The organism is Ramlibacter sp., from assembly GCF_036676645.1.
Lineage (GTDB): Bacteria > Pseudomonadota > Gammaproteobacteria > Burkholderiales > Burkholderiaceae_C > Ramlibacter.
Window position 1 is genome coordinate 1 of the sequence record NZ_JAKFCM010000044.1, and the last position, 25,015, is coordinate 25,015.

Sequence of the window (25,015 nt, forward strand, 5' to 3'; positions counted from 1 at the left end):
ACGATGATGCGGCGCAGCTCGCGCTCCTTCTTGCGCACGTCGTCGACCTGGCCGCGCACCATGTCGCACAGCTTCTCGATGGTCTTGGCCGTGAAGCGGATGGTCATCAGCTCCTCGGACAGCGCGTGCTGCGCCTTCATGTACGTCGGCGTGCCGTAGCCTTCCTTGTCGTAGACCTTGTGCACCTTCTCGAACAGGCCGGCGATGCGGTCGAAGCGCTCCAGCGCCTGCAGCTTGAGCTCCTCGAGCTTCTTGGTCAGCGCCTTGGAGCCGCCGTTGCCGTCGTCGTCGTCGTCCGCGTCGAACTCGTCGAAGTCCTCCTCGGCGACGTAGTCGTCGGCTTCGTTGGGGTCGGAGAAGCCGTCCACCACGGTGGAGATGACGACCTTGCCCTCACGGATGTCCTTGGCCATCTCCAGGATCGCCGCGATGGTCGCGGGCGAGGCGGAGATGGCCTCCATCATGGCCTGCAGGCCGGCCTCGATGCGCTTGGCGATCTCGATCTCGCCCTCGCGCGTGAGCAGTTCCACCGTGCCCATCTCGCGCATGTACATGCGCACCGGGTCGGTGGTGCGGCCGAATTCGCTGTCCACCGTGGACAGGGCGGCCTCGGCTTCCTCCTCGGCCTCCTCCTCGGTGGCGGCGGTCGGGCCGGTGTTGGTCAGCAGCAGCGTCTCGGCATCGGGCGTCTGCTCGTAGACGGCCACGCCCATGTCGTTGAGCATGGACACCACGACTTCCAGCGTCTCGGCATCGACCAGCTTCTCGGGCAGGTGGTCGGTGATCTCGGCGTGCGTCAGGTAGCCGCGGGTCTTGCCGAGCTTGATCAGCGTCTTCAGGCGCTGGCGCCGCTTGGTCATCTCCTCTTCGGTCAGGATCGTCTCGTCCAGGCCGAATTCCTTCATCAAGGCCCGTTCCTTGGCCTTGCTGATCTTCATGCGCAGCGGCTTGACCTTTTCCGGGGTCTCGGCCACTGCCGGCTCCTCGGCGAATTCGGCCTCGATGTCGGACAGGTCCTCGTCCTCGGCTTCCGGCTTTTCGGCGGCCTTGGGCTTGCGGCCGCGCTTGGCGGCGCCGGCCGACTTGGCGGGTGCCGCGGACTCGGCGGCAGCCGCCTTGGGCGGCCGGCCGGGCTTCTTCTTCGCAACCTCCTCCCCGGCAGGGGCGGCGGCCTTGGCGAGCTTCTTCGGATCGTCCTTGGCGGCGGCCTTCTCGGACTTGGCGGTGGCGGGGGTCTTGGTACTGCTGGACACGGGCTTGGCTCTCGTTGACTGCTTGGCCGCGGCGGATGGCGCCGCGGGCTTCACGACCTTGAGCGCCGCCCTGGCGGGCGGCGAAGCGGTTTTGACCGGTTTTTTCGCGCTCGGTTTCGATTGCGGCTTGGCGAGCTTCGCTGGCTTCGATGCGGGCATGGACACCTCGGAACGACAGAACAGGTTGCGCCACAAACTACCTGGCGCGGGCGAAGAAGGCCGCGCGCCGGCAAGCGCTCAGGCCTTCGGTGGGCAAGATGGGTGGGCGAACATTTGGGGTGCAGTCCTTGCGGTGAGGTGGCGCTGTCGTGCTCGCTGTGGAGGCACGGTCGGCCGGCCCGGAGGTGCTGCTGTCGCTCTTGCCGCTGACAAACCGTAAATTATACCGTCCGGCCGCTTTTTCAAGCCCGCAACTGCCGCCGGTCGTCCAGCAGCTGCTGCTGGCGCCGGCTCAGCTTTAGCAGGCGACCCACCCGCGACGGGTCCGATTGCGGCAGCCGGTTCGCCTCCTCGATCGCCGCGGCCGCCAGGTCGAGGTGGATCTCCACCATCGACAGGCGCAGGTCGCGCTCGGTGGTGTCTATGTCCTCGACCACCCGGCTGATCGGCTGGCTCTCGTCGTAGGCCATCAAGCGCTCGGCGAGGCCGGCGAACTCCAGGCCCTGCAGGCCGGCCTGCAGGGCGGCCCAGGGCTGGCCGCCGTGCTCCTGGCTGCCGCTGTCGAGCCAGCCGAACAGGTCGCCCAGCGGCGCCTGCAGCCGGCACAGCACCTCGTGGTCGGGCTGGGTCAGCAGGTCCCAGCTGGACGAATGCCGCAGGACCAGGCGCGCGATGGTCTCGGCGAACGCGACGGTCTTGGGCTTGACCGGCTGCCGGCGCCCGACCTGCGCGGGGCGCGGCTCGCGCTCACGGCGCCGGCCGGCGCCGCCCGAGCCCGGCAGCCGCCACAGCTGCGCCAGCTCATGCGGACCGACCTGCGAGCGGTCGGCGATTTCGGCGAACAGCTGGCGCCGGAGGGCACCGTCGGGCAGGGCGGCCCAGAGCGGCTGCGCCATCGTGAGCATGCGCGAGCGTCCCTCGGCGGTCGAGAGGTCGCAGTCCTCGGCGGTGGCCTCCAGCAGGAACACGCTGAGCGGCACCGCCTGCCGCACGTAGCGCAGGAATTCGTCCTGGCCGTGCGCGCGGATGTAGCTGTCGGGATCGTGCTCGGCCGGCAGGAACAGGAACTTGACGCTGCGGGTGTCGCCGGCATGGGGCAGGGCCGCCTCCAGCGCCCGTCGGGCGGCACGCCGGCCGGCGGCATCGCCGTCGAAGCTGAAGACCACGCTGTCGGTGAAGCGGAACAGCTTCTGGACGTGCTCGGGCGTGCAGGCCGTGCCCAGCGTGGCCACGGCATTCGGGAAGCCGAGCTGGGCGAGCGCCACCACGTCCATGTAGCCCTCGGTCACCAGCACGTAGCCGGCTTCGCGCACCGCGTTGCGGGCTTCGTACAGGCCGTACAGCTCGCGCCCCTTGCTGAACACCGGCGTCTCGGGCGAGTTCAGGTACTTGGGCTTCTCGTCGCCCAGCACCCGGCCGCCGAAGCCGATGCACTCGCCCTTGACGTTGCGGATCGGAAACATGATCCGGTCGCGGAAGCGGTCGTAGCGGCGGGCCTGGCCGGCGCCGGCGCCGGCATCCTCCTCGCCGGCGATCACCAGCCCGCTGTCGACCAGCAGCGGGTCGTCGTAGGCCGGGAACACGCTGGCCAGGCCGTGCCAGCCCTCGGGCGCGTAGCCCAGGCCGAACCGGCGCGCGATCTCGCCGGACAGGCCGCGGCCCTTGAGGTAATCGATGGCCCTGGGCGATCCCTTCAGCTGCCTGCGCCAGGCCTGGCCCGCCTTCTCCAGTACGTCGGTGATCGTCGCCTGCTGGCGGCGCAGCTGCGCCGCCAGTTCGCGGTCCCGCGGCGAGCGGTCGTCCTGCGGCACCTCCAGGCCGTACTGGCCGGCCAGGTCCTTGACGGCTTCGACGAACCCCATGCCGGCGTGCTCCATCAGGAAGCCGATCGCGTTGCCGTGCTGGCCGCAGCCGAAGCAGTGATAGAACTGCTTGGTCGGGCTGACGGTGAACGAAGGGGATTTCTCCGCGTGGAAGGGACACAGCCCCTGGAAATTCGCCCCGGCCTTCTTCAGCTGGACGTGCCGGCCCACGATCTCGACCACGTCGGCGCGGGCCAGCAACTCCTGGATGAACGACTGGGGAATGGCCATCGGCTCGGTATTCTTACCTAACGGCGGCGCCGCCCGTGCGCGTACGCTCCCGGGGCGCGCGCCCATGAACGACAGGAGACTTGAATGGCCAGCATCTTCGACCAGGACCTTCCCCGCAACCCGGCCAACTTCACGCCGATCACGCCCCTGTCCTTCCTGGAGCGCACCGCGGAGGTCTATCCCGAGCAGCTGGCGATCGTGCACGGCGGACTGCGCCGGACCTGGGCGGAGGTGTACAGCCGCTGCCGGCAGCTGGCCTCGGCGCTGGCGCGGCGCGGCATCGGCCAGGGCGACACGGTGTCGGTGATGCTGCCCAACACGCCGCCGATGGTGGAGGCGCACTTCGGCATTCCCATGGCCGGCGCGGTGCTCAATGCGCTGAACACGCGCCTGGACCCCGAGACGGTCGCCTTCATGCTGGACCACGGCGAGGCCAAGGCGGTGATCGTGGACCCCGAGTTCGCGCCGGTGATGAAGAAGGCGCTGGCACTGCGCCAGCGGGCGGCACCGCTGCTGGTCATCGATGTCGAGGACCCGCTGTACACCGGACCGGTGGAGCGCATCGGCGAGATCGGCTACGACGCCTTCGTGGCCCAGGGCGACGCCGCCGACCCCTGGCAGATGCCGGCCGACGAGTGGGACGCGATCGCGCTGAACTACACCAGCGGCACCACGGGCAACCCCAAGGGCGTGGTCTACCACCACCGGGGTGCCGCCACCAACGCCGTTTCCAACATCCTCGAGTGGGACATGCCCAAGCACGCCGTCTACCTGTGGACGCTGCCCATGTTCCACTGCAACGGCTGGTGCTTCCCCTGGACCGTGGCGGCCCGCGCCGGCGTCAACGTGTGCCTGCGGCGGGTCGAGGCCCGGGCGATCGTCGATGCCATCAAGGAGCACGGCGTCACGCACTACTGCGGCGCGCCCATCGTGCAGGGCATGCTGGTCAACGCGCCGGAGGAAATGAAGAAGGGCCTGCCGCGTGGCGTCAAGGCCATGGTGGCGGGCGCCGCGCCGCCGGCGTCCATGATCGAGGGCATGGAACGGCTGGGCTTCGACCTCACGCACGTGTACGGCCTCACCGAGGTATACGGTCCGGCGACCGTGTGCCCCAAGCACGAGGCGTGGGAGCAGCTGGACATCGGCGAGCGGGCCCGCCTGAACGCCCGCCAGGGGGTGCGCTACCACCTGCAGCAAGGCGCGATGGTGATGGACCCCGAAACCATGCAGCCGGTGCCCTGGGACGGCGAGACCATGGGCGAGATCATGTTCCGCGGCAACATCACCATGAAGGGCTACCTGAAGAACCCCGCCGCGACGCAGGAGGCGTTTGCCGGCGGCTGGTTCCACACCGGCGACCTGGCGGTGCAGTACCCGGACGGCTACATCAAGATCAAGGACCGCAGCAAGGACATCATCATCTCGGGCGGCGAGAACATCTCCTCGATCGAGGTGGAGGACGTCCTGTACCGGCACCCCGACGTGCTGGCCGCGGCGGTGGTCGCCCGGCCCGACCCCAAGTGGGGCGAGACGCCCTGCGCCTTCGTCGAACTCAAGCCCGGCGCCGCCACACGGGTGGAGGACATCGTGGCGCACTGCCGCAAGCACCTGGCCAGCTTCAAGATTCCCCGCGCCGTGGTGTTCGGGGAGCTGCCCAAGACCTCGACCGGCAAGATCCAGAAGTTCGAGCTGCGCAAGCAGGCCGGGTCGGCCGCTGCCATCGACGTCTGAGTCTCTTTGGTCTTCGCCCTCCGGAGCGGGATCGGGCAAGTCCGGGCGGGTCAGTCGCCCATCACGACGCCCTCGCGACGCGGGTCCGCGCCGCCGAACCAGAAGCGCTGGCCGTGCGCCTGGCCGCGGGTCAGCATCTGCAGCCCGCTGGGCATGGGCCTTTCGCGCACCTCGGCACCGCGGGCGCGCAGCGCCTCGACGGTGGCGGGCGGGAAGCGCTTTTCCTCCAGCAGCGTCGGGCCGTTGAGCGACCCGAAGTTCGCCAGGTCGATCGCCTGCTGCGGCGTCAGGCCCCAGTCGAGCACGCCATACAGGCTCTTGGCCGTGTAGTGGATGATCAGCGCGCCACCGGGGCTGCCGGCGCTGGCGACCAGCCGGCCACTGGCCTTGTCGAACACCAGCGTCGGCGACATCGACGAGCGGGGCCGCTTGCCTGGCTGCACCCGGTTGGCGATGGGGCGGCCCTGCGCGTCGGCGGGCGCGAAGCTGAAGTCCGTCAGCTCGTTGTTCAGCAGGAAGCCCCTGACCATCTGGCGCGAGCCGAACTGGGCCTCGATCGTGGTCGTCATGGCGAGGGCGTTGCCTTGCGAATCGACGATGCTGATGTGCGAGGTTCCGTACTCGGGCTGTGGCGCCATCGGCGCGTAGCCGCTGCCCACGGCACCGGGCGTGCCCGGCTGCGCGACCTTCATGCTGCGGGGGCCGATCAGGCGGGCACGCTGCGCGAGGTACGCCGGGTCCAGCAGCGACATCCAGCTGCCCGCCGGCGGCTCGACGAAGTCCGGGTCGGCGACATACAGCCCCCGATCCGCGAAGGCGAGTCGCGAGGCTTCGGTGTACAGGTGCAGCCAGTCGGCGCTCGGCAGCCCGTCGTCCAGGGGCAGCGAGGCGGCATCGGTGTTCGACAGGATGCCCAGGATCTGGCCGATCGCGATTGCGCCCGAACCCGGCGGTGGAAAGCCGCAGACGCGGTAGTCCTTGCCGCGCGCGCGGTGGTCGTGGCACAGCGGCGCGCGCTTCTTCGGCTGGTAGCCGGCCAGGTCGGCGAGCGTCATGCGGCCGGGGTTGGTGGGGTGCTGCCGGACCTTGGCCACGATCGCCTGCGCCACCTCGCCCCGGTGCAGCGCGTCCGATCCTTCCCGGGCGATGCGGCGCAGGACCGCCGCCAGCTCCGGGTTGCGCAGCCTGGAGCCGAGCTCGCGCACCCGCCCGTCCGGGCCGAAGAAGTAGCCGGCCGCCGCCGGGTCCTTCTTCAGGTGGGCGTCGTCCCTGGCCATCGAATGCAGGCGCGGACCAACCGCGAACCCGCCTTCGGCCAGCGCGATGGCCGGCCGGAACAGCGTGGCCCAGGGCAGCCGGCCATGCTCCCGGTGCGCCAGTTCCAGCATGCGCACGGCGCCCGGTACGCCCACCGGACGGCCGCCCGCCACCGCGTCGTTGAAGGCCAGGGGCTTGCCGTCGGCGCCGAGAAACAGCTTCTCGTCGGCCGCGGCCGGTGCGGTTTCGCGCCCGTCGTAGGCCTCGACCCGCTGCCCGTCGTAGTGCAGCAGGAACGCGCCGCCGCCGATGCCGCTGGATTGCGGCTCGACCAGCGCCAGCACCATCTGCACCGCGATCGCGGCATCCACCGCGGAGCCGCCGGCCTTCAGCACCTGGTAGCCCGCGTCGGTCGCCAGCGGGTTGGCCGCGGCGACGGCGAACTCCTGTGTTGCCCAGCCGGGCTTTTCCGTATAGCCCGAGGCTGCCTCGGGCAGCACCCGGTGCTGGTAGCGGAAGTCGGATGGCGTACTGGCGCAGCCCGCGAGGACGGCAGCCAGCGCCAGTGCGCCGAGCGCGGATTTCAGGGCGCCTCCTTTCCCGGGAGACCCATCCTGGCGGGCCCGGGTCAGCGGGGTGCGAGGCGGATCGCGCCGTCGAGGCGGATCACCTCGCCATTGAGCATGTCGTTCTCGAAGATGTGCTTGGCGAGCCTGGCGTAGTCCTGCGGGGTGCCCAGCCGCGAGGGGAAGGGCACGCTGGCGGCCAGCGAGTCCTGCACTTCCTTGGGCATGCCGAACAGCATGGGCGTGCCGAAGATGCCGGGAGCGATGGTCATGTTGCGGATGCCGTTGCGCGCCAGGTCTCGGGCGATCGGCAAGGTCATGCCGACCACGCCGCCCTTGGACGCGCTGTAGGCGGCCTGGCCGATCTGGCCGTCGTAGGCGGCAACCGAGGCGGTGGAGATCAGGCAGCCGCGCTCACCGGTCGGCTCGGGATCGTTCTTGGCCATGGCGTCCGCCGCCAGCCGGATCATGTTGAACGAGCCGACCAGGTTCACGGTGATGGTCTTGGCAAAGACGGCCAGGCTGTGCGGGCCGTTCTTGCCCACGGTCTTCTCGGCCGGCGCGATGCCGGCGCAGTTGACCAGGCCCATCAGCTTGCCCATGGACACCGCCTTGGCCACCACCGCCTGGCCGTCGGCTTCCTGGCTGACGTCGCACTTGACGAACGCGCCGCCGATGTCCCGGGCGACGGTTTCGCCCTTTTCGACCTGCATGTCGGCGATGACGACCTTGCCGCCTTCGGCTGCCAGCATGCGCGCAGTGCCTTCGCCGAGGCCGGACGCGCCGCCGGTGACGATGAAGACCTTGCCCTTGATGTCCATGGAATGCTCCTGATTGAGTTGACGTGCACGTCAATTATCGCGGAGGTGGGAAGCCAGCCACTGGACGACCGGCCACCCCCGCCGCTCGACCGCGGTTGTCGGTGCGCCGCCGCTGGAGCGCGGCGCTCGCTCTTCCCTGGATCCCGGCTTTCGCTGCGCTCGCTGCTGGATATGGGCTGCTGCGTTGCTACTGGAGATGGGCTGCTGCGTCGCTACTGGATCCCGGCTTTCGCTGCGCTCGCCGGGATGACCTCGCGCGGGCCGCGTTGCGGCCCTTGCGAGGTCACTTGAACCCGGCTCGGTCCAGCATTTGCTGGACCTTGACCTGGTTGGCGCCGACCGCGGCCAGCGGAATGGTCTCGGCCTTGAAATCGCCGCCGCCGCTCATGGCTTCCAGTGCCGGGTTGCTGACCTTCACGCCCTTGGCGGTGGGCCACTCGTTGTTGCCGTTGGCGAAGTGGTTCTGCGCCTCGGGGCTGGCCAGGTACTCCAGGAACTTGACCGCCGCGGCGGTGTTCTTCGAGTTCTTGGCCACGGCGCCGCCGGCGATGTTCAGGTGCGTGCCCCAGGATTGCTGGTTGGGGAACACCACCGCGACCTTCTCCATCACCGCACGGTCCTCCGGCTTGGACGAGCGCATCAGGCGCGCGACGTAGTAGCTGTTGCCCACGGCGATCTGGCACTCGCCCGCGGCCACGGCCCGGATCTGGTCGGTGTCGCCGCCCTTGGGGTCGCGCGCCAGGTTGGCCTTGAGCCCGTTGATCCATTCCTGCGCCTTGGCCTCGCCCAGGTGCTCGGTGATGGCGCCGAACAGGGACAGGTTGTACGGGTGCGAGCCGGAGCGGATGCAGACCTTGCCCTTGTTCCTGGCGTCGGCCAGCTCCTCGTAGGTGTCCACGTCCTCGCGCTGGACCTTGTTCTTGTCGTACACCACGACGCGGGCGCGCGTGGAAAACCCGAACCAGGGCGTGCCTTCGGCCGACGCCTTGCCGCGGTACTGGGCCGGGATCGCGTCCTCGAGCACCTTGGACTTGACCGGCTTGAACAGGCCCTCGACTTCACCCTTGTACAGGCGGGCGGCGTCCACCAGCAGGATCACGTCGGCGGGAGAGGCGGCTCCCTCGGCCTTCAGCCGCGCCATGATGCCCGCGTCATCCGCATCCACGCGGTTGATCTTGATCCCCGTGGCCTTGGTGAAACCGCCGTACAGCGCCTCGTCGGTGGGGTAGTGCCGCGCCGAGTACAGGTTGAGGACCTGCTCCTGCGCGAAGGAGGGCAGGGCAATGCAGGCCAGCGCGGCGGCGGCGAAGAGGGCTTTACGGCTCATGCGGGGACTCCGGGAAGAGGAAAGGTTGAGGATGGGGACGCGCGCATCATAGAGCAAACGCGAATCATTCTCAATCGCGGATTCAGCCCCGGCACCTGAGCGGGTGGCGGGCTGGCAGCCGCGCCGCGCCCGGGCGAAAAAAAACCCAGCCTTGCGGCTGGGTTTGAAGGATCCCTGAACCTGAAAGGTATCGAAAGGACCCGAGGAGACAACCTGAAGAACTCCCGGTTCGATCACGAGAGTGTCGGATAGACGCTCCGTGGCGTGTAGAGTTCCTGCCCAATCCAGTTGCGGGCCGCGGCCCGCATTTCAAGTGCCCGGCTCAGCGCTTGGCGCGGCTGCCGGTCTTGGCGGCGTTCACGGCCGTGTTGGCGACCGCGTTGAAGTTGGCTTCGGCCACTTCGGTGGCCTGCTTGACGGCCTTCTGCACCGATTCCAGCGCGTTGTTGCCGGCGGCGACGGCGCTCTTGAACACGGCGACGGCGGTCTCCGAGCCGGCGGGCGCGTTCTTGGCAGCGTTGTCCACCACGGTCATGAATTTCTTCTGGGCCTCGGTGGCCTGGGCTTCGAAGGCCCTGCCGAACTCGGCACCGGTGCCGGCGGCGATGTCGTACAGGTGGCGGCTGTAGGCCGCCGTCTTTTCGGCCAGGGGCTGGAACAGGCTCGCCTGCAGGGCCAGCAGTTCCTGCGCGTCCTTGACGTTGAGGGCGTGCTGGGCGGTGCCGGCGGCTTCGACCAGCGCGGCCTTGGAGGCGGTCATGTTCAGCTCGACGAGCTTCTCCACGCCTTCGAAGGCCTTGGCGGTCAGGCCGAAGAGGGTTTCGACGGAGGCCTTCTGGGAGGCGAGGACTTGTTCAGCGGTCAGCATTGCAGTTTCTCCAAAGGGGTAGGTCAGCGGATGTGCTGCCATGCCGGCCGGAGCCTTGATGTTGCAGTGCAGCATACGCCTAGTATAGGGGCCCATGCCGCCGGTGCAAGTCTTTTTTGTTGCGACGCAGCAATCTAGAGTCGCGCACCCAGGGAAGGCGCCGCCGCCGCCGCCTGTCCACAATCGTGCATGCAGGTCTTCCACGCCAGCCAGTTCGTCCTGCCGCTGCCACCGGGCCACCGCTTCCCGATGGCCAAGTACCAGCTGCTGCGCGATCGGCTGGGCGACGAGCTGACCGGGCTGCGCTTCATGCCGGCGCCGCAGGCCAGCGACGGCGAACTGGCGCTGGCCCATGAGCCGGGCTACATCCGGCAGATCCACGAAGGCACGGTCGACCCGGCCGTGCTGCGCGAGATCGGGTTCCCCTGGAGCCCGGCCATGGCCGAGCGTGCAAGGCGTTCGGTCGGTGCCACCATCGGTGCGTGCCGGGCAGCCTTCGCCGAGGGCGTGTCGGGCCAGATCGCCGGCGGCACGCACCACGCCTGCGCCGACCGGGGCGGGGGCTTTTGCGTGTTCAACGACGCGGCCGTGGCGGCCCGGTTGATGCAGGCCGAGCAGGCCCGCCTCGGCCGCCATCTTCGCGTGGCCATCGTCGACCTGGACGTGCACCAGGGCAACGGGACCGCGCGCATCTTCCGTGGCGACGACAGCGTCTTCACGCTGTCGCTCCATGGCGGCCGCAACTTTCCCTTCCGCAAGGAGCCGTCCGACCTGGACGTGGACCTGCCCGACGGCTGCGGCGACGACGAGTACCTGCAGGCGCTGGAAGGCGCGCTGTCGGAGCTGGAGCGCCGCTTCGATCCCGGCCTGGTGATCTACCTGGCCGGCGCCGATCCGCACGAAGGCGACCGGCTCGGCCGCCTGAAGCTCAGCTGGGACGGCCTGGAGGCACGCGACCGGCGGGTGTTCGACTGGGCCTGGCAGCGTGGCCTGCCGCTGGCCTTCGCCATGGCCGGCGGCTACGGCCGCCGGCTGGACGACACCGTGCAGGCGCAGGTCAACACCTTCCGGGTGGCCTTGCACTACTGGGGCCGCTGGCAGAATCGGCGCCGATGAGCGACAGTCCCAAGCCCCAGCCCGAGCCCCGCAGCGCCTACAAGGCCTTCCGCACGATCAGCAGCCGCTGGATGGACAACGACGTGTACGGGCACGTCAACAACGTCGTCTACTACAGCTGGTTCGACACCGCCGTGAACGCGCACCTGATCGAGCGGGGCGTGCTCGACATCCACGGCGGCCAGACCATCGGCCTGGTGATCGAAACCCAGTGCAACTACTTCGCGCCGCTGTCGTTCCCGCAGGCCGTCGATGCGGGGATCCGGGTGGCCCGGCTGGGGACCTCCAGCGTGCGCTACGAGGTGGGGCTGTTCGCCGCCGGCCAACCCCTCACGGCCGCCAAGGGCCATTTCGTGCACGTGTACGTCGACCGTGCCAGCCGCCGGCCGGTGCCGCTGCCGGCGCCCCTGCGCGCGGAGCTGGAGTCGCTGCGATGAGCGCCGGCCGCGTCCGCTCCGTGGTGGCCGACCCGGCCAGCGTGGCCACGGCCATCGAAAGCCGCATGTCCGCGCGGGCCTTCCTGCCGACGCCGGTGCCGCGCGAGACGATCGAGCGGGTGCTGCAGTTGGCCAGCCGCGCGGCTTCGGGCACCAACACCCAGCCCTGGAGGGTGTACGTGCTGCAGGGTGGCAGCCGCGACCGGCTGTCGGCCCAGGTGTGCGCGGCCTACGACGCGATCTACGCCGATCCCTCGCTGGCCGCGCAGTACGGCGAGGACTACGACTACTACGCGCGGGAATGGGTCTCGCCCTACATCGACCGCCGGCGCCAGAACGGCTGGGGCCTCTACGGCCTGCTCGGCATCGAGCGGGGCGAGAAGGACAGGATGCACGCGCAGCACCGGCGCAACTTCCGCTTCTTCGACGCGCCGGTGGGGCTGATGTTCACCATCGACCGCATCCTGGGGCGCGGTTCGCTGCTGGACTACGGGATGTTCCTGCAGACCCTGATGCTGGCGGCGCGGGCGCAGGGGCTGCACACCTGCCCGCAGGCGGCCTGGAACGGGTTCTCCAGGATCGTCCTGCCGCACATCGGCGCCGGCGAGGGCGAAATGCTGGTCTGCGGCATGTCCATGGGCTACGCCGACGAGTCGCAGCCCGTGAACGGATTCGACACGCCGCGCGAATCGCCCGGCGCGTTCACCCGCTGGCTGGAATAGCGCCCTGCGGGAGCCGGGCGCTGCAGGTGCGCCCCGGTGGATTGGTATGCTCGCCGGCAGGCGGCCCCCACGCAGGCCGTCGTTCCCGGAGGAGACCATGACGTTTGCGCGCCCCCTCGGCGTAGCCCTGGCGCTGCTCGCGCCTCACCTGGCCATGGCGGCCGAATTCGACGGCCGCCAGCTCACCCCCGTGTGGGGCATTCCCTTCGCCGGCATCCTGCTGTCGATCGCGCTGATGCCCCTGCTGGCGCCGCACTTCTGGCACCACCATTTCGGCAAGGTGGCCGCGGCCTGGTCGCTGGCCTTCCTGGTGCCGTTCGCCATCCTGTTCGGCCCGGGCGTGGCGGGGGCCGCCTTCGTGCATGCGGCACTGGCCGAGTACATCCCGTTCGTCATCCTGCTGACGGCGCTGTTCACGGTCTCGGGGGGCATCTACATCAGTGGCAACCTGCGCGGCAGCCCGGCGCTCAACACCGCCATCCTGGCGATCGGCTCGGTGCTGGCCAGCTTCATGGGCACGACCGGCGCGTCCATGCTGCTGATCCGCCCGCTGATCCGCGCCAACGACAACCGCCGCCACAAGGCGCACGTGGTGGTGTTCTTCATCTTCACCGTCTCCAATGCCGGCGGCTCGCTCACGCCGCTGGGCGACCCGCCGCTGTTCCTGGGGTTCCTCAAGGGCGTGGACTTCTTCTGGACCGTCAGCCACATCTTCCCCGAGACGCTGTTCCTGCTGGGCGCCCTGCTGGCCCTGTTCTATGCGCTGGACAGCTGGTACTACCGGCAACCGGGTGAAGTGGAGCCGGTCGACCCGACGCCCGAAACGCGCGGCATCGGCTTCGACGGCGCGCGCAACTTCTGGCTGCTGGGCGCGATCGTCGGTCTGGTCCTGCTGTCCGGCTTCTGGAAATCGCCGGTGGTGTTCAACGTGGCCGGCACCGAGGTCGGCCTGCCCGGCATCGTGCGCGACCTCGGCCTGATCGCCGTGACCATCGCCTCGCTCACGATCACGCCGGCCACCGTGCACGCCGACAACCAGTTCGCCTGGGCACCGATGCAGGAGGTCGCCAAGCTGTTCGCCGGCATCTTCCTGACCATCATCCCGGTCATCGCCATGCTGCGCGCCGGCGTGGAGGGCCCGTTCGGCGCCGTGATCGCGGCGGTGACGCGGCCGGACGGCTCGCCCGAACCGGCGATGTACTTCTGGGCCGCGGGCGTGCTCAGCTCCTTCCTGGACAACGCCCCGACCTACCTCGTGTTCTTCAACACCGCCGGCGGCGATCCGCAGGTACTGATGACCACGCTGGCGCCGACGCTGGCGGCGATCTCGGCGGGCGCGGTCTTCATGGGCGCCAACACCTACATCGGCAACGCGCCCAACCTGATGGTCAAGGCGATTGCCGAGGACCGCGGCGTGGACATGCCCAGCTTCTTCGGCTACATGGCCTGGTCGGCGGGTATCCTGCTGCCGCTGTTCGCCCTCATCACCTTCATCTGGTTCCGCTAGTCCCATGAGCAAACCCGCCGTCCTCGTCGCACGCCCCGTCTTTCCCCAGGTCATCGAGAAGCTGCAGCAGCACTTCGAGGTCGAGCACAACCAGGCCGATGCGGCCTGGGGCCGCGAGCAGCTGATCGAGCGCCTGCAGGGCAAGGCCGGCGTCTTCACCACGGGCGGCGAGCGCATCGACGCGGCGCTGCTGGCGGCCTGCCCGCGGCTGAGGATCTGCGCCAACATGGCCGTGGGATACAACAATTTCGACCTGGCGGCGATGACGGCGGCGAAAGTGCTGGGCACCAACGCGCCCGACGTGCTGACCGAGACCACGGCCGACTTCGGCTTCGCGCTGCTGATGGCCACCGCCCGCCGCATGACCGAGAGCGAGCATTACCTGCGCGCCGGCCAGTGGAAGAAGTGGTCCTATGACCTGTTCGCGGGCGCGGAGGTGCACGGCAGCACCCTGGGCATCCTGGGCATGGGCCGCATCGGCCAGGGCATCGCCCGGCGCGGCGCCCATGGTTTCGGCATGAGCGTGATCTACCACAACCGCTCGCGCCTGGCCCCGGAGATCGAGGCCCAGTGCAAGGCACGCTACGTCGGCAAGGACGAATTGCTGCGCGAGGCCGACCACCTCGTGCTGGTGCTGCCGTACACGGCCGAATCGCACCATGCGATCGGGGCTGCCGAGCTGGCGCAGATGAAGCCCACGGCCACGCTGGTCAACATCGCGCGCGGCGGCATCGTCGACGACGCGGCACTGGCCCAGGCCCTGCGCGAGCACCGGATCGCGGCGGCCGGGCTCGACGTGTTCGAGGGCGAGCCCCGGGTCCACCCCGACCTGCTCTCCGTGCCCAACGTGGTGCTGACGCCGCACATCGCCAGCGCCACCATTCCCACCCGCATGGCCATGGCCAACCTGGCGGCCGACAACCTGATCGGCTACCTGCTGCACGGCAAGCCGGTGACGCCGCTCAACCCCGAGGTGCTCGCCTGAGCGACCCGGCCTGGCTGCTGGCCGGCGTGGCCCTGGCCGCCACGGCGGGCCTGCTGGCGCTGGTGCTGCTGGCCGTGCTGCTGGCGCGCAAGCCGCCCACCGACGGCCTGCGCACGGAACTGCTGGCGGCCGGCGAGCGACTCGAGCGCGAGCTGCGCCGCGAAATCAGCGAGTCGACCCGCGGCGTGCGCCAGGAAACGACGCAGACGCTGGCCACGTTCCAGCGCGCGCTGCTGGAGCAGGCCTCGCAGGCCACCCGCACCCAGAACAGCCAGATCGATGCCTTTGCGCAGCAGCTTACCCTGCTGCAGAAGACGCTGGCGGACACGCTGGGCACCCAGCTGCAGGGCCTGAGCGAATCCAACGCCCGCCGGCTGGCCGAAGTGCGTGGCACCCTGGAGGAGCAACTGGCGATCCTGCAGCAGACCAACGCCGCCCGGCTGGACGAGATGCGGCGCACGGTGGACGAGAAACTGCAGGCCACCCTGGAGGCGCGGCTGGGCGAGAGCTTCCGCCAGGTCGCCGAGCGGCTCGAGCAGGTGCACAAGGGCCTGGGCGAGATGCAGTCGCTGGCGCAAGGCGTGGGCGACCTGCAGCGCGTGCTGGCCAACGTGAAGGCGCGCGGCGTGTTCGGCGAAGTGCAGCTGGAGGCATTGCTGGAGCAGGTGCTGACGCCCGAGCAGTACGCGCGCCAGGTCGAGACCCGGCCCCACAGCCGGCAGCGCGTCGATTTCGCCGTCAGGCTCCCCGGCCGGGTCGGCGAGGGCGTGCCGGTCTGGCTCCCGATCGATGCCAAGTTCCCGCGCGAGGACTACGAGCGGCTGCTGGAAGCGGCCGACCGTGCCGATGCGGCCGGCGTCGACAGTGCCGGCCGCGCGCTGGAGCTGCGCATCCGCCAGGAGGCCCGGTCGATCTGCGAGTGCTACCTGTGCCCGCCGCACACCACCGATTTCGCCATCCTGTTCCTGCCGGTGGAAAGCCTGTATGCCGAGGTGCTGCGCCGGCCCGGCCTGATGGACCAGCTGCAGCGCGACTACCGCGTCACGCTGGCCGGCCCGACCACGCTGCTGGCGCTGCTCAACAGCCTGCACATGGGGTTCCGCACGCTGGCGCTGGAGCGGCAGGCTTCCGAAGTCTGGAAGGTGCTGGGCGCGGTCAAGACCGAGTTCGAGCGCTACGGCACCTGGGTCGACCGCATCCGCGAGCAGGTGCGCAAGGCTGCCGAGACACTGGACGACGCCCAGGTGCGCACCCGCCAGATGCGCCGGGCGCTCAAGACGGTGGAGGCCCTGCCCGAAGAGCAGGTCCAGGCCGTGCTGCCGCCGCCTGCGGGGCAGGGCAGCGAAGCAGCGTGAGCGGCGGCCTCAGTCCCGAGCTGCTGCGGCTGATCACCGGCCAGGTGTTCCTGCACGCCTGCATGGCGGGCATGCGAATGGCGGCGCCGCTGATGGCGCTGCGCTCGGGCTACAGCGAAGCGGCCGTCGGCGTGCTGCTGGCCCTGTTCGCGCTGATGCAGGTGTTCCTGGCCCTGCCGGCCGGGCGCTACGCGGACCGGCACGGGCTGCGGCGGCCGTTCGCCTGGTCCGTGCTCGCCGCGTCCCTCGGCGGCAGCCTGGCCGTGGCCTTTCCGCTGTTCCCGGTGCTCTGCCTCTCCGCGCTGCTGACGGGCGGCGCTGCCGGCGCCGCGTCCATCGCACTGCAGCGCCATGTCGGCCGCGCGGCCGCCGACGCGACCCAGCTGCGCCAGGTGTTCTCCTGGCTGGCGATCGGGCCGGCTTTCTCCAACTTCCTCGGGCCGTTCGCCGCCGGGCTGGCGATCGACCATGGCGGCTTCCGGCTGGCCTTCCTGCTGCTGGCGGTGCTGCCGGTGATCGGGTGGTTCTGGGTGCGCCGCGCGCGCGAGCTGCCGCCGGTGCAGGCGCCGGCCGGCGAACGCGCGGGCACGGCCTGGGACCTGCTGCGCGAACCCGGCTTCCGGCGCCTGCTGCTGGTGAACTGGCTGCTGTCCTCGTGCTGGGACGTGCACACCTTCGTGGTGCCGGTGCTGGGCTACCAGCGGGGCCTGTCGGCCTCCGTGATCGGAACGCTGCTGGGCGCTTTCGCCATTGCCGCCGCCGCGGTGCGCGTGGTGATGCCGGCAGTGGCCGCCTACCTGAAGGAGTGGGCGGTCATCACCGCGGCCATGGCTGCCACCGCGGCGCTGTTCACGGTCTATCCGCTGCTGCCCTCGCCGCTGTCGATGGGGCTGTGCTCGGTGATGCTGGGAGTGGCGCTGGGCACCGTGCAGCCCATGATCATGAGCATGCTGCACCAGATCACGCCCGAGCACCGGCATGGGCAGGCGGTGGGGCTGCGGCTGATGGCGATCAACGCCTCCAGCGTCAGCATGCCGCTCCTGTTCGGCGCCGCCGGTGCCGTGATCGGTATTTCGGGGGTGTTCTGGGTGGTGGCCGGCATCGTGGCGACCGGCACGCGGCTGTCGCTGCGGCTGGGCCGCAGCCATCCCGGAGGTCACAGGCGGTAGAAGCCCTTGATGATGTCCCAGGCCGCCTCGGGTTCATCGGCGTACTGGAACAGCTGCAGGTCGGCCGGCGAGATCACCCCTTCCTCGACCAGCACGCCGAAGTCGACCAGCCGCTTCCAGTAGTCCGACCCGAACAGCACGATGGGCACCTGGCGCGACTTGCGCGTCTGCACCAGGGTGATCACCTCGAACAGTTCGTCCAGCGTCCCGAAGCCGCCCGGAAACGCCACCAGCGCCTTGGCGCGCATCATGAAGTGCATCTTGCGCAGGGCGAAGTAGTGGAACTTGAACGACAGGTCGGGCGTGACGAATGGATTCGGGGCCTCCTCCATCGGCAGCGCGATCGACAGGCCGACGCTGCTGCTGCCCGCTTCCCAGGCGCCGCGATTGGCGGCCTGCATGATGCCGGGCCCGCCGCCGGTGCAGATGAAGAGCCGGTCCTTCGGCTCGCGCGCGGCGCTGTACTGCGCCACGAGCTTGCCGAACGCACGCGCCTTCTCGTAGTACCTGGCGTTGCGCGCCAGCGCCCGCGCGCGGCGGATCACCGCCTCGTCTTCGCCGGCCTCGGCCGCGGCCAGCAGGGCCGCCGCTTCCTCTTCGCTGCGGAATCGTGCGCTGCCGAACACGACGATGGTGTTCTCGACGCCGTGCGCCTGCTGCTCGAGGTCGGGCTTGAGCAACTCCAGCTGGAAGCGGATGCCGCGGGTCTCGCGGCGCAGCAGGAACTCCGGATCGGCGAAGGCCAGCCGGCTGGCCGCCGGCTCGAGCGGCAGGCCCTCGTCGGAGTGCGCCTTGATCGTGGCCCAGGCGTCGGCCAGCCGGCCGTCGCGGATGTTGCGGGTGGAAGACATCGACCGATTTTCGCGGCAAACCCCGATGGCATGGGGTTATCCTCTCGCGCCGAGAACAACACTGGGGACAACCGTGGAGGAGCCGCTTTTCCACGTGGTGCTGGAAGGCCGCAAGGTGGGTCCTTACGACCGCCGCACGATCGTCGGCATGCGCATCCGCAAGACGCTGCCGAGCGAACAGGTGCTGCTCGACACCGCAGGCCAGCAGCTCACGGTGGCCGACCTGATCGGCCGTCCGCGGGCCCACCGCGACTATGCGCCCAGCCGCACCAGCACTTTCCCGGTGGTGCAGGCCACCTACCCCGCCAGCCTGGTCGCCGTGCAGGGCCGCGGCATCGCCATTCCGGCCTTCCGGGGCGAGATCGAAGCGCGCGTCCAGTCGAAGGTGCTGAGGATCGCCGGCCGCTTCCGGCGGGGCCTGGGCTGGAAGGAAGATCGCGTCAAGCTGCCGCTGCAGGACATCGTGCACGCGCGGGCCTGCGGCAGTGAAGTGGAGATCGGCCTGAAGCTGAAGGCGCGCGGCGGCCGTGCGCAGCGCATCCGCCTGGATCTGCTCACGCCATCCGCCGCCGCCGAGTTCCTGGGATGGTTGCCCGATGCACGCCCCTGGCCCGCGGACGAGCCCACCCCGGGCGGGCGCGGCGTGCACGCGCACCTGCTGTGGGCCGCGGTGGCCGGCATCGCGCTGGTGATCCTGGTGGTGCTCGTGGTGCTGGGCCGCCTGCGCTACTGACCCGGCAGGGCGAGGGCCAGCCCCAGCGGAACGAACACCACGGCCAGCGCATTGCCCAGCAGGATCATCGCGGCGACGCGCTCCGGCTCCTGGGCGTAACGCTCCGCCAGCAGGAACTGCATCACGGCCGGCGGCAGCGCGCCGAAAAGGATCAGCTGTGCGCGCGCCGGGCCGGTGAGATCCAGCGCCCAGGCCAGCGGCACGGCCAGCAGGAGCCCGACCAGCGGACGCGCGAAGGCGCCCAGCAGTCCGCGCGGGACGTCCTGCGGCTGCAGCGCCGTCAGGCGCACCCCCAGCGCGAACAGCATGAGCGGAAGCGTGGCCTCGCCCATCAGCCGCATGCCGGTCATCAGCATGTCGGGCGGGCGGATGCCGCTGGCGGCGCTGGCGAAGCCGAGGGCCGCCGAAACCATCAGCGGCGACAGCAGCAGGTCGCGCGTGCTGGCGCTGGCGCTGGTGATGCGCGCACCCAGCGAGAAGTGCAGCACGTTGCTGATCGAGAACAGCGCCACGGCGGCGCCGAAGTGCTCCGGCCCGAAGGCCAGCAGCGCCAGCGGCAGGCCCATGTTGCCGCAGTTGTTGAACATGACCACCGGCACCAGGCTGCGGGCCTGGGTGCCGGTGGCCCGGGCGAGCGCCCAGGCGAGCACGCCGCAAGCGAGGATCAGCAGCGCGCCGGCGGCCAGCAGGCGCTCGTGCTCCTGCAGCCGGAAATCCTTTCCCGCGAGCGCGGTGTAGACGAGCAGCGGCGTCATCACGTCCAGCACGATGCGGTTGAACGAGCGCAGGTCCGGTTGCCGGCGGCGTGCGTAGCCGAAGCCGATCGCGACGATCAGGAACACCGGGACGATCACCTGCGCAATGCGCAGCAGCAACTCCATTCAGGCGGTCTTCCGCGCGAGCCAGCGCAGCAGCGGCTCGCGGGCCTGGGCCAGGCCCTTGTAGGCCAGCACGGCGGCGCTCATGGACGCCAGTGCGGCGTGCAGCCGCAGGGCCTTGGGGATGCTGTCGACGGCCTGTGCCAGCGGCTGCACCATCACGCGGATCGTGAACACCGCCTGGCGGGAGCCCTGGCCGACGGGAAAGAAGGTCTGCCGCTCGGCCCGCAGCCAGCAGGCGCGGGCGAAGGCCTCGTCGTCGCCATCGGCCGGCCAGGGCGCGCGTGGCTGCCGATGCGGATGCTGGTCGAAGCGCGCAGAAGGGCTCACGGTCCAGACGAATCGCTCCCAGCGCTCGCCGGAGGTGGCAAGGCCCACCAGCCGCGGTCCTGCGCCCAGCAGGGCGGCGTTGTCGGCCACGGGCGCGTGCACTTCGGCAAAGCCGAGGCCGAGCTTGTCCTCCGGCGCCCAGCGCGAGGGCACGCAGACGCACAGCCACGGCAGCGTGCCATCGGCGCCATCGAGCACGGCGAAGTCTTCCTCGAACGCGAGCTCGAGGCGCTCCGCGTCGAAGGCGGGGTGGCCTTCCACGGCAGCCTGCCGTGCGATCGCAGCCAGGGCGGGTGCGGGGTCGAAGCCCGCGGCGACGTGCCGCGAAGCGCCGGCCTCGTGCACGCGGCGCTTTTCCTCGAACAGCGCCGACCCCGGCGCCAGCGCCGTCAGGTGGCGTGCGGCGGGCCCGAGCCGGCGCAGCCCCGGCTGCATGCGGAAGGGCGCGGCGATCCGGTCGAAGTCGAAGTCCATGGCGGCGGGAGAAACGAAAAAGGCTCCTTCCGGAGCCTCCATCCAGGGTGCGCCGCGATCAGACGCGACGGCGGTACTCGCCGGTGCGCGTGTCGATCTCGACCTTGTCGCCCTGGGCCACGAAGATCGGCACGCCGATCTCGAAGCCGGTGGCGATCTTGGCCGGCTTGAGCACCTTGCCCGAGGTGTCGCCCTTGACGGCCGGCTCGGTCCAGGTGATCTCGCGCTCGACGCTGGTGGGCAGCTCCACCGAAATCGCCTTGCCTTCGTAGAACACCACTTCGGCGGTCATGCCGTCCTCGAGGTAGTTGAGCGCGTCGCCCATGTTCTCGGCCTCGACCTCGTACTGGTTGTACTCGCCGTCCATCCAGACGTACATCGGGTCGGCGAAGTAGGAGTAGGTGCAGTCCTTCTTGTCCAGCACGATCTGGTCCATCTTGTCGTCGGCCTTGAAGACGACTTCCGTGCCCTGGTTGGACAGCAGGCTCTTGAGCTTCATGCGCACGGTGGCGGCGTTGCGGCCGCCGCGCGCGTATTCGGTCTTGAGCACGACCCAGGGCGCGGCGTTCTGCATGATCACGTTGCCGGCGCGGATTTCTTGAGCGATTTTCATGGGGTTCGGGTGGCGAAATAGGCCGCGGGGCGCGCCCGCGTGGCGGGCGCGAGGGGGCGGCGGTGGGCGCGAGGCGCCAGCCAGGCAGGCCGCTCGCGCAAAGCCTTGGGATTTTACTTGGTTTTGGCCGGCCGGCCGCCTATTGCGGCGCGGCGAAGCGCATCAGCTCGCTGACGAGGTCGGGCCGGGCGAGCAGGCGGTGCCGGGCCTGCTCCACGCAAGCCCGCCAGCCACCGGTGTCGATGGCGGGCAAGGGCCAGCCGGGGCGGTTCCAGCCCGAGTGGAAGGCTCGCAGGCTGTCCGGTGCCCCCAGCCAGTCGAGGAAGGCCTCCAGCTTGGCGAAATGGACGTCGTCGTGCTGCGGATAGATGTTCCACACCAGCGGCTGGCCGGCCCACAGCGCGCGCGCCAGCGAATCCTCGCCGCGCACCAGGTTGAGGTCGCAGGCCCACAGCAGTTCGTCGAACTGCGGCTGGGGCATCAGCGGCAACCAGTGCACCCGCAGCGGGCCGGTGTCCGCCCGCCCGGCAAGCCACTGCCGCACGGCGGCTTCGGCCCGGCCCGCCGTGACCAGCAGGCGCGTGGGCGATGCAGCACCGGCCAGCTGGTCGAGGAGCGCCGGCAATCCGGGCGGCTCGTAGCAGAACAGGCTGACGAGGCGCTCGCCGCTCCAGTCGATCCCGCGTGCGCCAAGCCAGGCGGCGCGGTCGAAGGCGGCCTGCCTCTGCAGCAGGCCGGGCTCGCGGACCAGCCCTCCGGTGGCCGCCGTGAAGCCCGGGTGGAAGAAGCGCTTGGTCAGGCCCTTGCCCGGCCCGCCGAGCACCGGCGAGGGCAGGCCGTGGCAGCGCTCGACCCAGGCTTCGGCCGACAGGTATTCGAGGTTGATCCAGGCCGGCTGCCGGCCCGTTGCCCGCGTGCGTTCGGCGATGGCGGCCACGAAGGCCGGTTCCGGCTCGCAGGCGAAGGCCTCGACCACGACGTCGCCGGGCTGCGCGGTGCCGCTGTCCGGCCAGGGCAGCACCGTCACGCCCGGGTGGCCGGCCGGCGCCATCCAGGCCAGCGCGCCCGCGTCGTCCACCCACAGCCGCACCCGCTCGCCGCGCTGCGCCAGGTCGGCGGCCACCCGCCAGCACACGCCGATGTCGCCGTGGTTGTCGATGACCTTGCAGAAGATGTCCCAGCGCATGCTGCCCGGATAATAAGCATCGATGTCCGCCGTGCATTCCGACCAACTGCTGGCCGAAGTGGCCGCGCTGCCGCAGCTGCCCGGCGTGTACCGCTACTTCGACGCCGCCGGCGGCGTGCTCTACGTCGGCAAGGCGCGCAACCTGAAGAAGCGCGTCTCGAGCTACTTCCAGAAGAACCACGGCGGCACGCGCATCGGCCACATGGTCTCGAAGATCGTGCGCATGGAGACCACCGTGGTGCGCTCCGAGGCCGAGGCGCTGCTGCTCGAGAACAACCTGATCAAGGCGCTCAACCCGAAGTACAACATCCTGTTCCGGGACGACAAGAGCTATCCCTACCTGAAGATCGACGGCATCGCGGACAAGGCGGAATTCGACGGCGGCAAGGGCGGTCACCCCAGTCCCGATGACTTTCCGCGGGTGGCCTACTACCGCGGCTCGGTCGATCGCAAGCACCGCTACTTCGGGCCCTACCCGAGCGCGTGGGCGGTGAAGGAGTCGATCCAGCTGCTGCAGAAGGTGTTCCGGCTGCGCACCTGCGAGGACACGGTGTTCGCCAACCGCACCCGGCCCTGCCTGCTCTACCAGATCAAGCGCTGCTCGGCGCCCTGCGTGGGGCTGATCACCCCCGAGGCCTACCAGCAGGACGTGCGCAATGCCGAGGCCTTCCTGCGCGGCGAGACCCAGGCCGTGCTGTCGCAGCTGGAAGCCCGCATGCTGCAGCATGCCGAGAAGCTGGAGTTCGAGCAGGCCGCCGAGCTGCGCAACCAGATGACGGCCCTGTCCAAGGTGCTGCACCAGCAGTCGGTGGACACCGGCTCGGACAAGGACGCCGACATCCTGGCCGTGAAGGTGCAGGGCGGCAAGGCCTGCGTGAATTTGGCCATGGTGCGCGGCGGCCGCCACCTGGGCGACCGGCCCTACTTTCCGTCCCAGGTCGAGGACGCCACGGCGGTGCAGGGCTTCGACGATGCGCAGGATGCGGCGCCGGCCCAGCCGGTGGAGGTGCAGGTGCTGGAGGCCTTCATCGCGCAGCACTACATCGGCGTGCCGGTGCCGCCGGCACTGATCACCAGCGTCCCGGTCGGCCGGGAGCTGGTCGAGGCCCTGTCGGAGCAGTCGGGCGTGAAGATCACCGCCGTGCACCACCCGCGCGAGCAGCGCCGCCTGTGGCTGGAGATGGCCGAAAAGAACGCCGGCATCCAGCTGGCGCGGCTGCTGGCGCAGGAGGGTTCTCAGCAGGCCCGCACCCGCGCGCTGGTGGACGCACTGCAGCTGGAACCCGACGACCTGGACTCGTTCCGGGTGGAGTGCTTCGACATTTCGCACACTGCAGGCGAGGCCACGCAGGCCTCCTGCGTGGTGTTCCACGACCACCGCATGCAGAACAGCGAGTACCGCCGCTACAACATCGAGGGCATCACGCCGGGCGACGACTACGCCGCGATGCGGCAGGTGCTCACGCGCCGCTACGCGCGGCTGGCGCAGGCCGGGCGCGATCCGCCGGAGGCGGCGCCGCCCGCCCTGGGAGAGCCGCTCGATCCGCCGGCCGGGCTGGACGACCCGGCGCCCGCGGACGCAGGCAAGCGTGCCCCAAGGACCTCGCGCGGCGGCGCCACCCGCCTGCCCGACCTGGTGCTGGTCGACGGCGGTCGCGGCCAGGTCAGCATGGCGCGCGAGGTGTTCGCGGAACTGGGGCTGGACCTGTCGGTCATCGTCGGGGTGGAAAAAGGCGAGGGCCGCCGTGTCGGCCTGGAGGAACTGGTGTTCGCCGATGGCCGCGCGAAGGTCTGGCTGGGCAAGGACTCGGCGGCTCTGATGCTGGTGGCCCAGATCCGCGACGAGGCACACCGATTCGCCATCACCGGCATGCGCGCCCGACGCGCTAAGGTGCGGGTCGGCGGCAGCCGGCTGGAGGAGATCCCCGGCATAGGCGCCAGGAAGCGTGCCCGACTGCTGCAACGATTCGGCGGCATCCGGGGCGTGGCATCGGCCGGTGTCGACGACATCGCCGCCGTCGAAGGCATCGGGCGCGAACTGGCCGAGGAGATCTACCGTGCGCTTCACTAGGCTTCCCGCCACCGCTTCCGCCGCGCTGCTGGCTGCCTGCACCGCGCCGGGTCCCGCTCCGATTCCCGCCACCGTGGGCACGCCCGGCGCGCAGCCGGCCGTGGTGGCCGGTGCGCGGCCATCGCGCAGCCATGCCGGTCCGGCCCGGTCGTGGGACGAGTACAAGCTGCGCGTGGCGCAGCGCATCATGGAGGCCAGCCCCGGGGAGACCTTCGAAGGCGTCCTGCCGGATCCGCTGCAGTCCATCCCGGTGCTGCAGATCCAGTTGAACCGCGACGGCTCGCTGCGCAACGTCACCGTCCTGAGGGTGCCGCGCCAGTCGCCGCAGACGGTGGACATGGCCATCCGCGCGATCCGCCGTGCGGCGCCCTTCGAGCCGGTCGGCCATCTGCCGCGGCCCTGGCAATTCAGCGAAACCTTCCTCTACAACGACGACCTGAAGTTCCAGCTGCGCACGCTCGTCGAGGCGCACTGAGCTTTCGCGGGGGCGCGCCGGGGCGCCATGACAGAATC

General features: G+C 70.1%; 22 protein-coding genes. 11 read left to right on the forward strand and 11 right to left on the reverse strand.

The window, feature by feature from the left end; genetic code table 11:
• Both V6M57_RS07355 and dnaG read right to left on the reverse strand, forming a co-directional pair.
• A partial coding sequence (locus V6M57_RS07355) for an RNA polymerase sigma factor region1.1 domain-containing protein (RefSeq protein WP_332814341.1) occupies positions 1–1,412 on the reverse strand: 1,412 nt, incomplete at its 3' end.
• Between the two features lie 242 nt (positions 1,413–1,654).
• The gene (gene dnaG / locus V6M57_RS07360) at positions 1,655–3,505 is read right to left on the reverse strand and encodes a DNA primase (RefSeq protein WP_332814342.1); all 1,851 of its coding nucleotides are present in this window, start codon (positions 3,503–3,505) and stop codon (positions 1,655–1,657) included.
• A gap of 84 nt (positions 3,506–3,589) precedes the next feature.
• Here dnaG and V6M57_RS07365 point away from each other — a divergent pair, with 84 nt between their 5' ends.
• On the forward strand, positions 3,590–5,236 hold the full coding sequence (locus tag V6M57_RS07365) for an acyl-CoA synthetase (protein WP_332814343.1): 1,647 nt from the start codon (positions 3,590–3,592) through the stop codon (positions 5,234–5,236).
• 50 nt (positions 5,237–5,286) lie between these two features.
• Here V6M57_RS07365 and V6M57_RS07370 read toward each other — a convergent pair whose 3' ends face one another.
• The 4 genes from V6M57_RS07370 to V6M57_RS07385 all read right to left on the reverse strand — a co-directional run bounded on the left by V6M57_RS07370 (position 5,287) and on the right by V6M57_RS07385 (position 10,075).
• Complete coding sequence (locus V6M57_RS07370) at positions 5,287–7,080, reverse strand: gamma-glutamyltransferase family protein (protein ID WP_332814378.1); 1,794 nt, start codon at positions 7,078–7,080, stop codon at positions 5,287–5,289.
• A 41-nt stretch (positions 7,081–7,121) separates the two neighbouring features.
• Positions 7,122–7,880, reverse strand: a complete 759-nt coding sequence (locus V6M57_RS07375) for a 3-hydroxyacyl-CoA dehydrogenase (protein WP_332814344.1) — start codon at positions 7,878–7,880, stop codon at positions 7,122–7,124.
• Positions 7,881–8,163: 283 nt separating this feature from the next.
• Positions 8,164–9,207 carry an extracellular solute-binding protein gene (locus V6M57_RS07380; protein ID WP_332814345.1) on the reverse strand — a complete coding sequence of 348 codons (1,044 nt, stop codon included), beginning with the start codon at positions 9,205–9,207 and terminating at the stop codon, positions 8,164–8,166.
• A gap of 322 nt (positions 9,208–9,529) precedes the next feature.
• On the reverse strand, positions 9,530–10,075 hold the full coding sequence (locus V6M57_RS07385) for a phasin family protein (RefSeq protein WP_332814346.1): 546 nt from the start codon (positions 10,073–10,075) through the stop codon (positions 9,530–9,532).
• 189 nt (positions 10,076–10,264) lie between these two features.
• On the opposite strand from V6M57_RS07385, the gene V6M57_RS07390 reads away from it, so the two are divergent.
• The 7 genes from V6M57_RS07390 to V6M57_RS07420 all read left to right on the forward strand — a co-directional run bounded on the left by V6M57_RS07390 (position 10,265) and on the right by V6M57_RS07420 (position 17,366).
• Positions 10,265–11,191 carry a histone deacetylase family protein gene (locus tag V6M57_RS07390; protein WP_332814347.1) on the forward strand — a complete coding sequence of 309 codons (927 nt, stop codon included), beginning with the start codon at positions 10,265–10,267 and terminating at the stop codon, positions 11,189–11,191.
• Positions 11,188–11,628, forward strand: a complete 441-nt coding sequence (locus tag V6M57_RS07395) for an acyl-CoA thioesterase (protein WP_332814348.1) — start codon at positions 11,188–11,190, stop codon at positions 11,626–11,628. Before V6M57_RS07390 ends, V6M57_RS07395 begins: the two co-directional genes overlap by 4 nt.
• Positions 11,625–12,350, forward strand: coding sequence for a nitroreductase (locus tag V6M57_RS07400; protein ID WP_332814349.1), 726 nt, complete (start codon positions 11,625–11,627; stop codon positions 12,348–12,350). The genes V6M57_RS07395 and V6M57_RS07400 overlap by 4 nt, the downstream gene beginning before the upstream one ends.
• A 97-nt stretch (positions 12,351–12,447) precedes the next feature.
• The gene (locus V6M57_RS07405) at positions 12,448–13,857 is read left to right on the forward strand and encodes a sodium:proton antiporter (RefSeq protein ID WP_332814350.1); all 1,410 of its coding nucleotides are present in this window, start codon (positions 12,448–12,450) and stop codon (positions 13,855–13,857) included.
• Between the two features lie 4 nt (positions 13,858–13,861).
• Positions 13,862–14,842 (forward strand): 2-hydroxyacid dehydrogenase, encoded by a 981-nt coding sequence (locus V6M57_RS07410; protein ID WP_332814351.1) that lies wholly within the window; start codon positions 13,862–13,864, stop codon positions 14,840–14,842.
• A 26-nt stretch (positions 14,843–14,868) separates the two neighbouring features.
• Positions 14,869–16,197, forward strand: coding sequence for a DNA recombination protein RmuC (gene rmuC / locus V6M57_RS07415; protein WP_442968793.1), 1,329 nt, complete (start codon positions 14,869–14,871; stop codon positions 16,195–16,197).
• Positions 16,198–16,259: 62 nt separating this feature from the next.
• Positions 16,260–17,366: an MFS transporter gene (locus tag V6M57_RS07420; protein ID WP_442968794.1), complete on the forward strand. Its 1,107-nt coding sequence runs from the start codon at positions 16,260–16,262 to the stop codon at positions 17,364–17,366.
• On the opposite strand, the gene V6M57_RS07425 is transcribed toward V6M57_RS07420, so the two are convergent.
• Positions 17,354–18,217, reverse strand: a complete 864-nt coding sequence (locus V6M57_RS07425; protein WP_332814353.1) for a TIGR00730 family Rossman fold protein — start codon at positions 18,215–18,217, stop codon at positions 17,354–17,356. The two genes, V6M57_RS07420 and V6M57_RS07425, sit on opposite strands and share 13 nt — an antisense overlap.
• Before the next feature lie 73 nt (positions 18,218–18,290).
• Between V6M57_RS07425 and V6M57_RS07430 the strand changes: the two genes are divergently transcribed.
• Positions 18,291–18,950: a hypothetical protein gene (locus V6M57_RS07430; protein WP_332814354.1), complete on the forward strand. Its 660-nt coding sequence runs from the start codon at positions 18,291–18,293 to the stop codon at positions 18,948–18,950.
• Here V6M57_RS07430 and V6M57_RS07435 read toward each other — a convergent pair.
• The 4 genes from V6M57_RS07435 to earP all read right to left on the reverse strand — a co-directional run bounded on the left by V6M57_RS07435 (position 18,944) and on the right by earP (position 22,431).
• Positions 18,944–19,831 (reverse strand): AEC family transporter, encoded by an 888-nt coding sequence (locus tag V6M57_RS07435; RefSeq protein ID WP_332814355.1) that lies wholly within the window; start codon positions 19,829–19,831, stop codon positions 18,944–18,946. The two genes, V6M57_RS07430 and V6M57_RS07435, sit on opposite strands and share 7 nt — an antisense overlap.
• Entirely contained in the window at positions 19,832–20,632 is an 801-nt protein-coding gene (locus V6M57_RS07440; protein ID WP_332814356.1) for a heme-dependent oxidative N-demethylase subunit alpha family protein, read from the reverse strand.
• A gap of 58 nt (positions 20,633–20,690) precedes the next feature.
• Positions 20,691–21,245, reverse strand: coding sequence for an elongation factor P (gene efp, locus V6M57_RS07445; RefSeq protein WP_332814357.1), 555 nt, complete (start codon positions 21,243–21,245; stop codon positions 20,691–20,693).
• 139 nt (positions 21,246–21,384) lie between these two features.
• Positions 21,385–22,431 carry an elongation factor P maturation arginine rhamnosyltransferase EarP gene (gene earP / locus V6M57_RS07450; RefSeq protein ID WP_332814358.1) on the reverse strand — a complete coding sequence of 349 codons (1,047 nt, stop codon included), beginning with the start codon at positions 22,429–22,431 and terminating at the stop codon, positions 21,385–21,387.
• Positions 22,432–22,453: 22 nt separating this feature from the next.
• Between earP and uvrC the strand changes: the two genes are divergently transcribed.
• Both uvrC and V6M57_RS07460 read left to right on the forward strand, forming a co-directional pair.
• Positions 22,454–24,502, forward strand: coding sequence for an excinuclease ABC subunit UvrC (gene uvrC, locus V6M57_RS07455; protein WP_332814359.1), 2,049 nt, complete (start codon positions 22,454–22,456; stop codon positions 24,500–24,502).
• Positions 24,489–24,977 carry a hypothetical protein gene (locus tag V6M57_RS07460; protein ID WP_332814360.1) on the forward strand — a complete coding sequence of 163 codons (489 nt, stop codon included), beginning with the start codon at positions 24,489–24,491 and terminating at the stop codon, positions 24,975–24,977. The genes uvrC and V6M57_RS07460 overlap by 14 nt, the downstream gene beginning before the upstream one ends.
• The last annotated feature ends 38 nt before the right edge of the window (positions 24,978–25,015 follow it).

Excerpts from the sequence above, each read along its gene's own strand:
- dnaG (WP_332814342.1), bottom strand. The coding sequence starts at position 3,505 with ATGGCCATTCCCCAGTCGTTCATCCAGGAGTTGCTGGCCCGCGCCGAC.
- V6M57_RS07365 (WP_332814343.1), top strand. The coding sequence starts at position 3,590 with ATGGCCAGCATCTTCGACCAGGACCTTCCCCGCAACCCGGCCAACTTC.
- V6M57_RS07375 (WP_332814344.1), bottom strand. The coding sequence starts at position 7,880 with ATGGACATCAAGGGCAAGGTCTTCATCGTCACCGGCGGCGCGTCCGGC.
- V6M57_RS07380 (WP_332814345.1), bottom strand. The coding sequence starts at position 9,207 with ATGAGCCGTAAAGCCCTCTTCGCCGCCGCCGCGCTGGCCTGCATTGCC.
- V6M57_RS07385 (WP_332814346.1), bottom strand. The coding sequence starts at position 10,075 with ATGCTGACCGCTGAACAAGTCCTCGCCTCCCAGAAGGCCTCCGTCGAA.
- V6M57_RS07390 (WP_332814347.1), top strand. The coding sequence starts at position 10,265 with ATGCAGGTCTTCCACGCCAGCCAGTTCGTCCTGCCGCTGCCACCGGGC.
- V6M57_RS07395 (WP_332814348.1), top strand. The coding sequence starts at position 11,188 with ATGAGCGACAGTCCCAAGCCCCAGCCCGAGCCCCGCAGCGCCTACAAG.
- V6M57_RS07400 (WP_332814349.1), top strand. The coding sequence starts at position 11,625 with ATGAGCGCCGGCCGCGTCCGCTCCGTGGTGGCCGACCCGGCCAGCGTG.
- V6M57_RS07405 (WP_332814350.1), top strand. The coding sequence starts at position 12,448 with ATGACGTTTGCGCGCCCCCTCGGCGTAGCCCTGGCGCTGCTCGCGCCT.
- V6M57_RS07410 (WP_332814351.1), top strand. The coding sequence starts at position 13,862 with ATGAGCAAACCCGCCGTCCTCGTCGCACGCCCCGTCTTTCCCCAGGTC.
- V6M57_RS07420 (WP_442968794.1), top strand. The coding sequence starts at position 16,260 with ATGGCGGGCATGCGAATGGCGGCGCCGCTGATGGCGCTGCGCTCGGGC.
- V6M57_RS07425 (WP_332814353.1), bottom strand. The coding sequence starts at position 18,217 with ATGTCTTCCACCCGCAACATCCGCGACGGCCGGCTGGCCGACGCCTGG.
- V6M57_RS07435 (WP_332814355.1), bottom strand. The coding sequence starts at position 19,831 with ATGGAGTTGCTGCTGCGCATTGCGCAGGTGATCGTCCCGGTGTTCCTG.
- V6M57_RS07440 (WP_332814356.1), bottom strand. The coding sequence starts at position 20,632 with ATGGACTTCGACTTCGACCGGATCGCCGCGCCCTTCCGCATGCAGCCG.
- efp (WP_332814357.1), bottom strand. The coding sequence starts at position 21,245 with ATGAAAATCGCTCAAGAAATCCGCGCCGGCAACGTGATCATGCAGAAC.
- earP (WP_332814358.1), bottom strand. The coding sequence starts at position 22,431 with ATGCGCTGGGACATCTTCTGCAAGGTCATCGACAACCACGGCGACATC.
- uvrC (WP_332814359.1), top strand. The coding sequence starts at position 22,454 with ATGTCCGCCGTGCATTCCGACCAACTGCTGGCCGAAGTGGCCGCGCTG.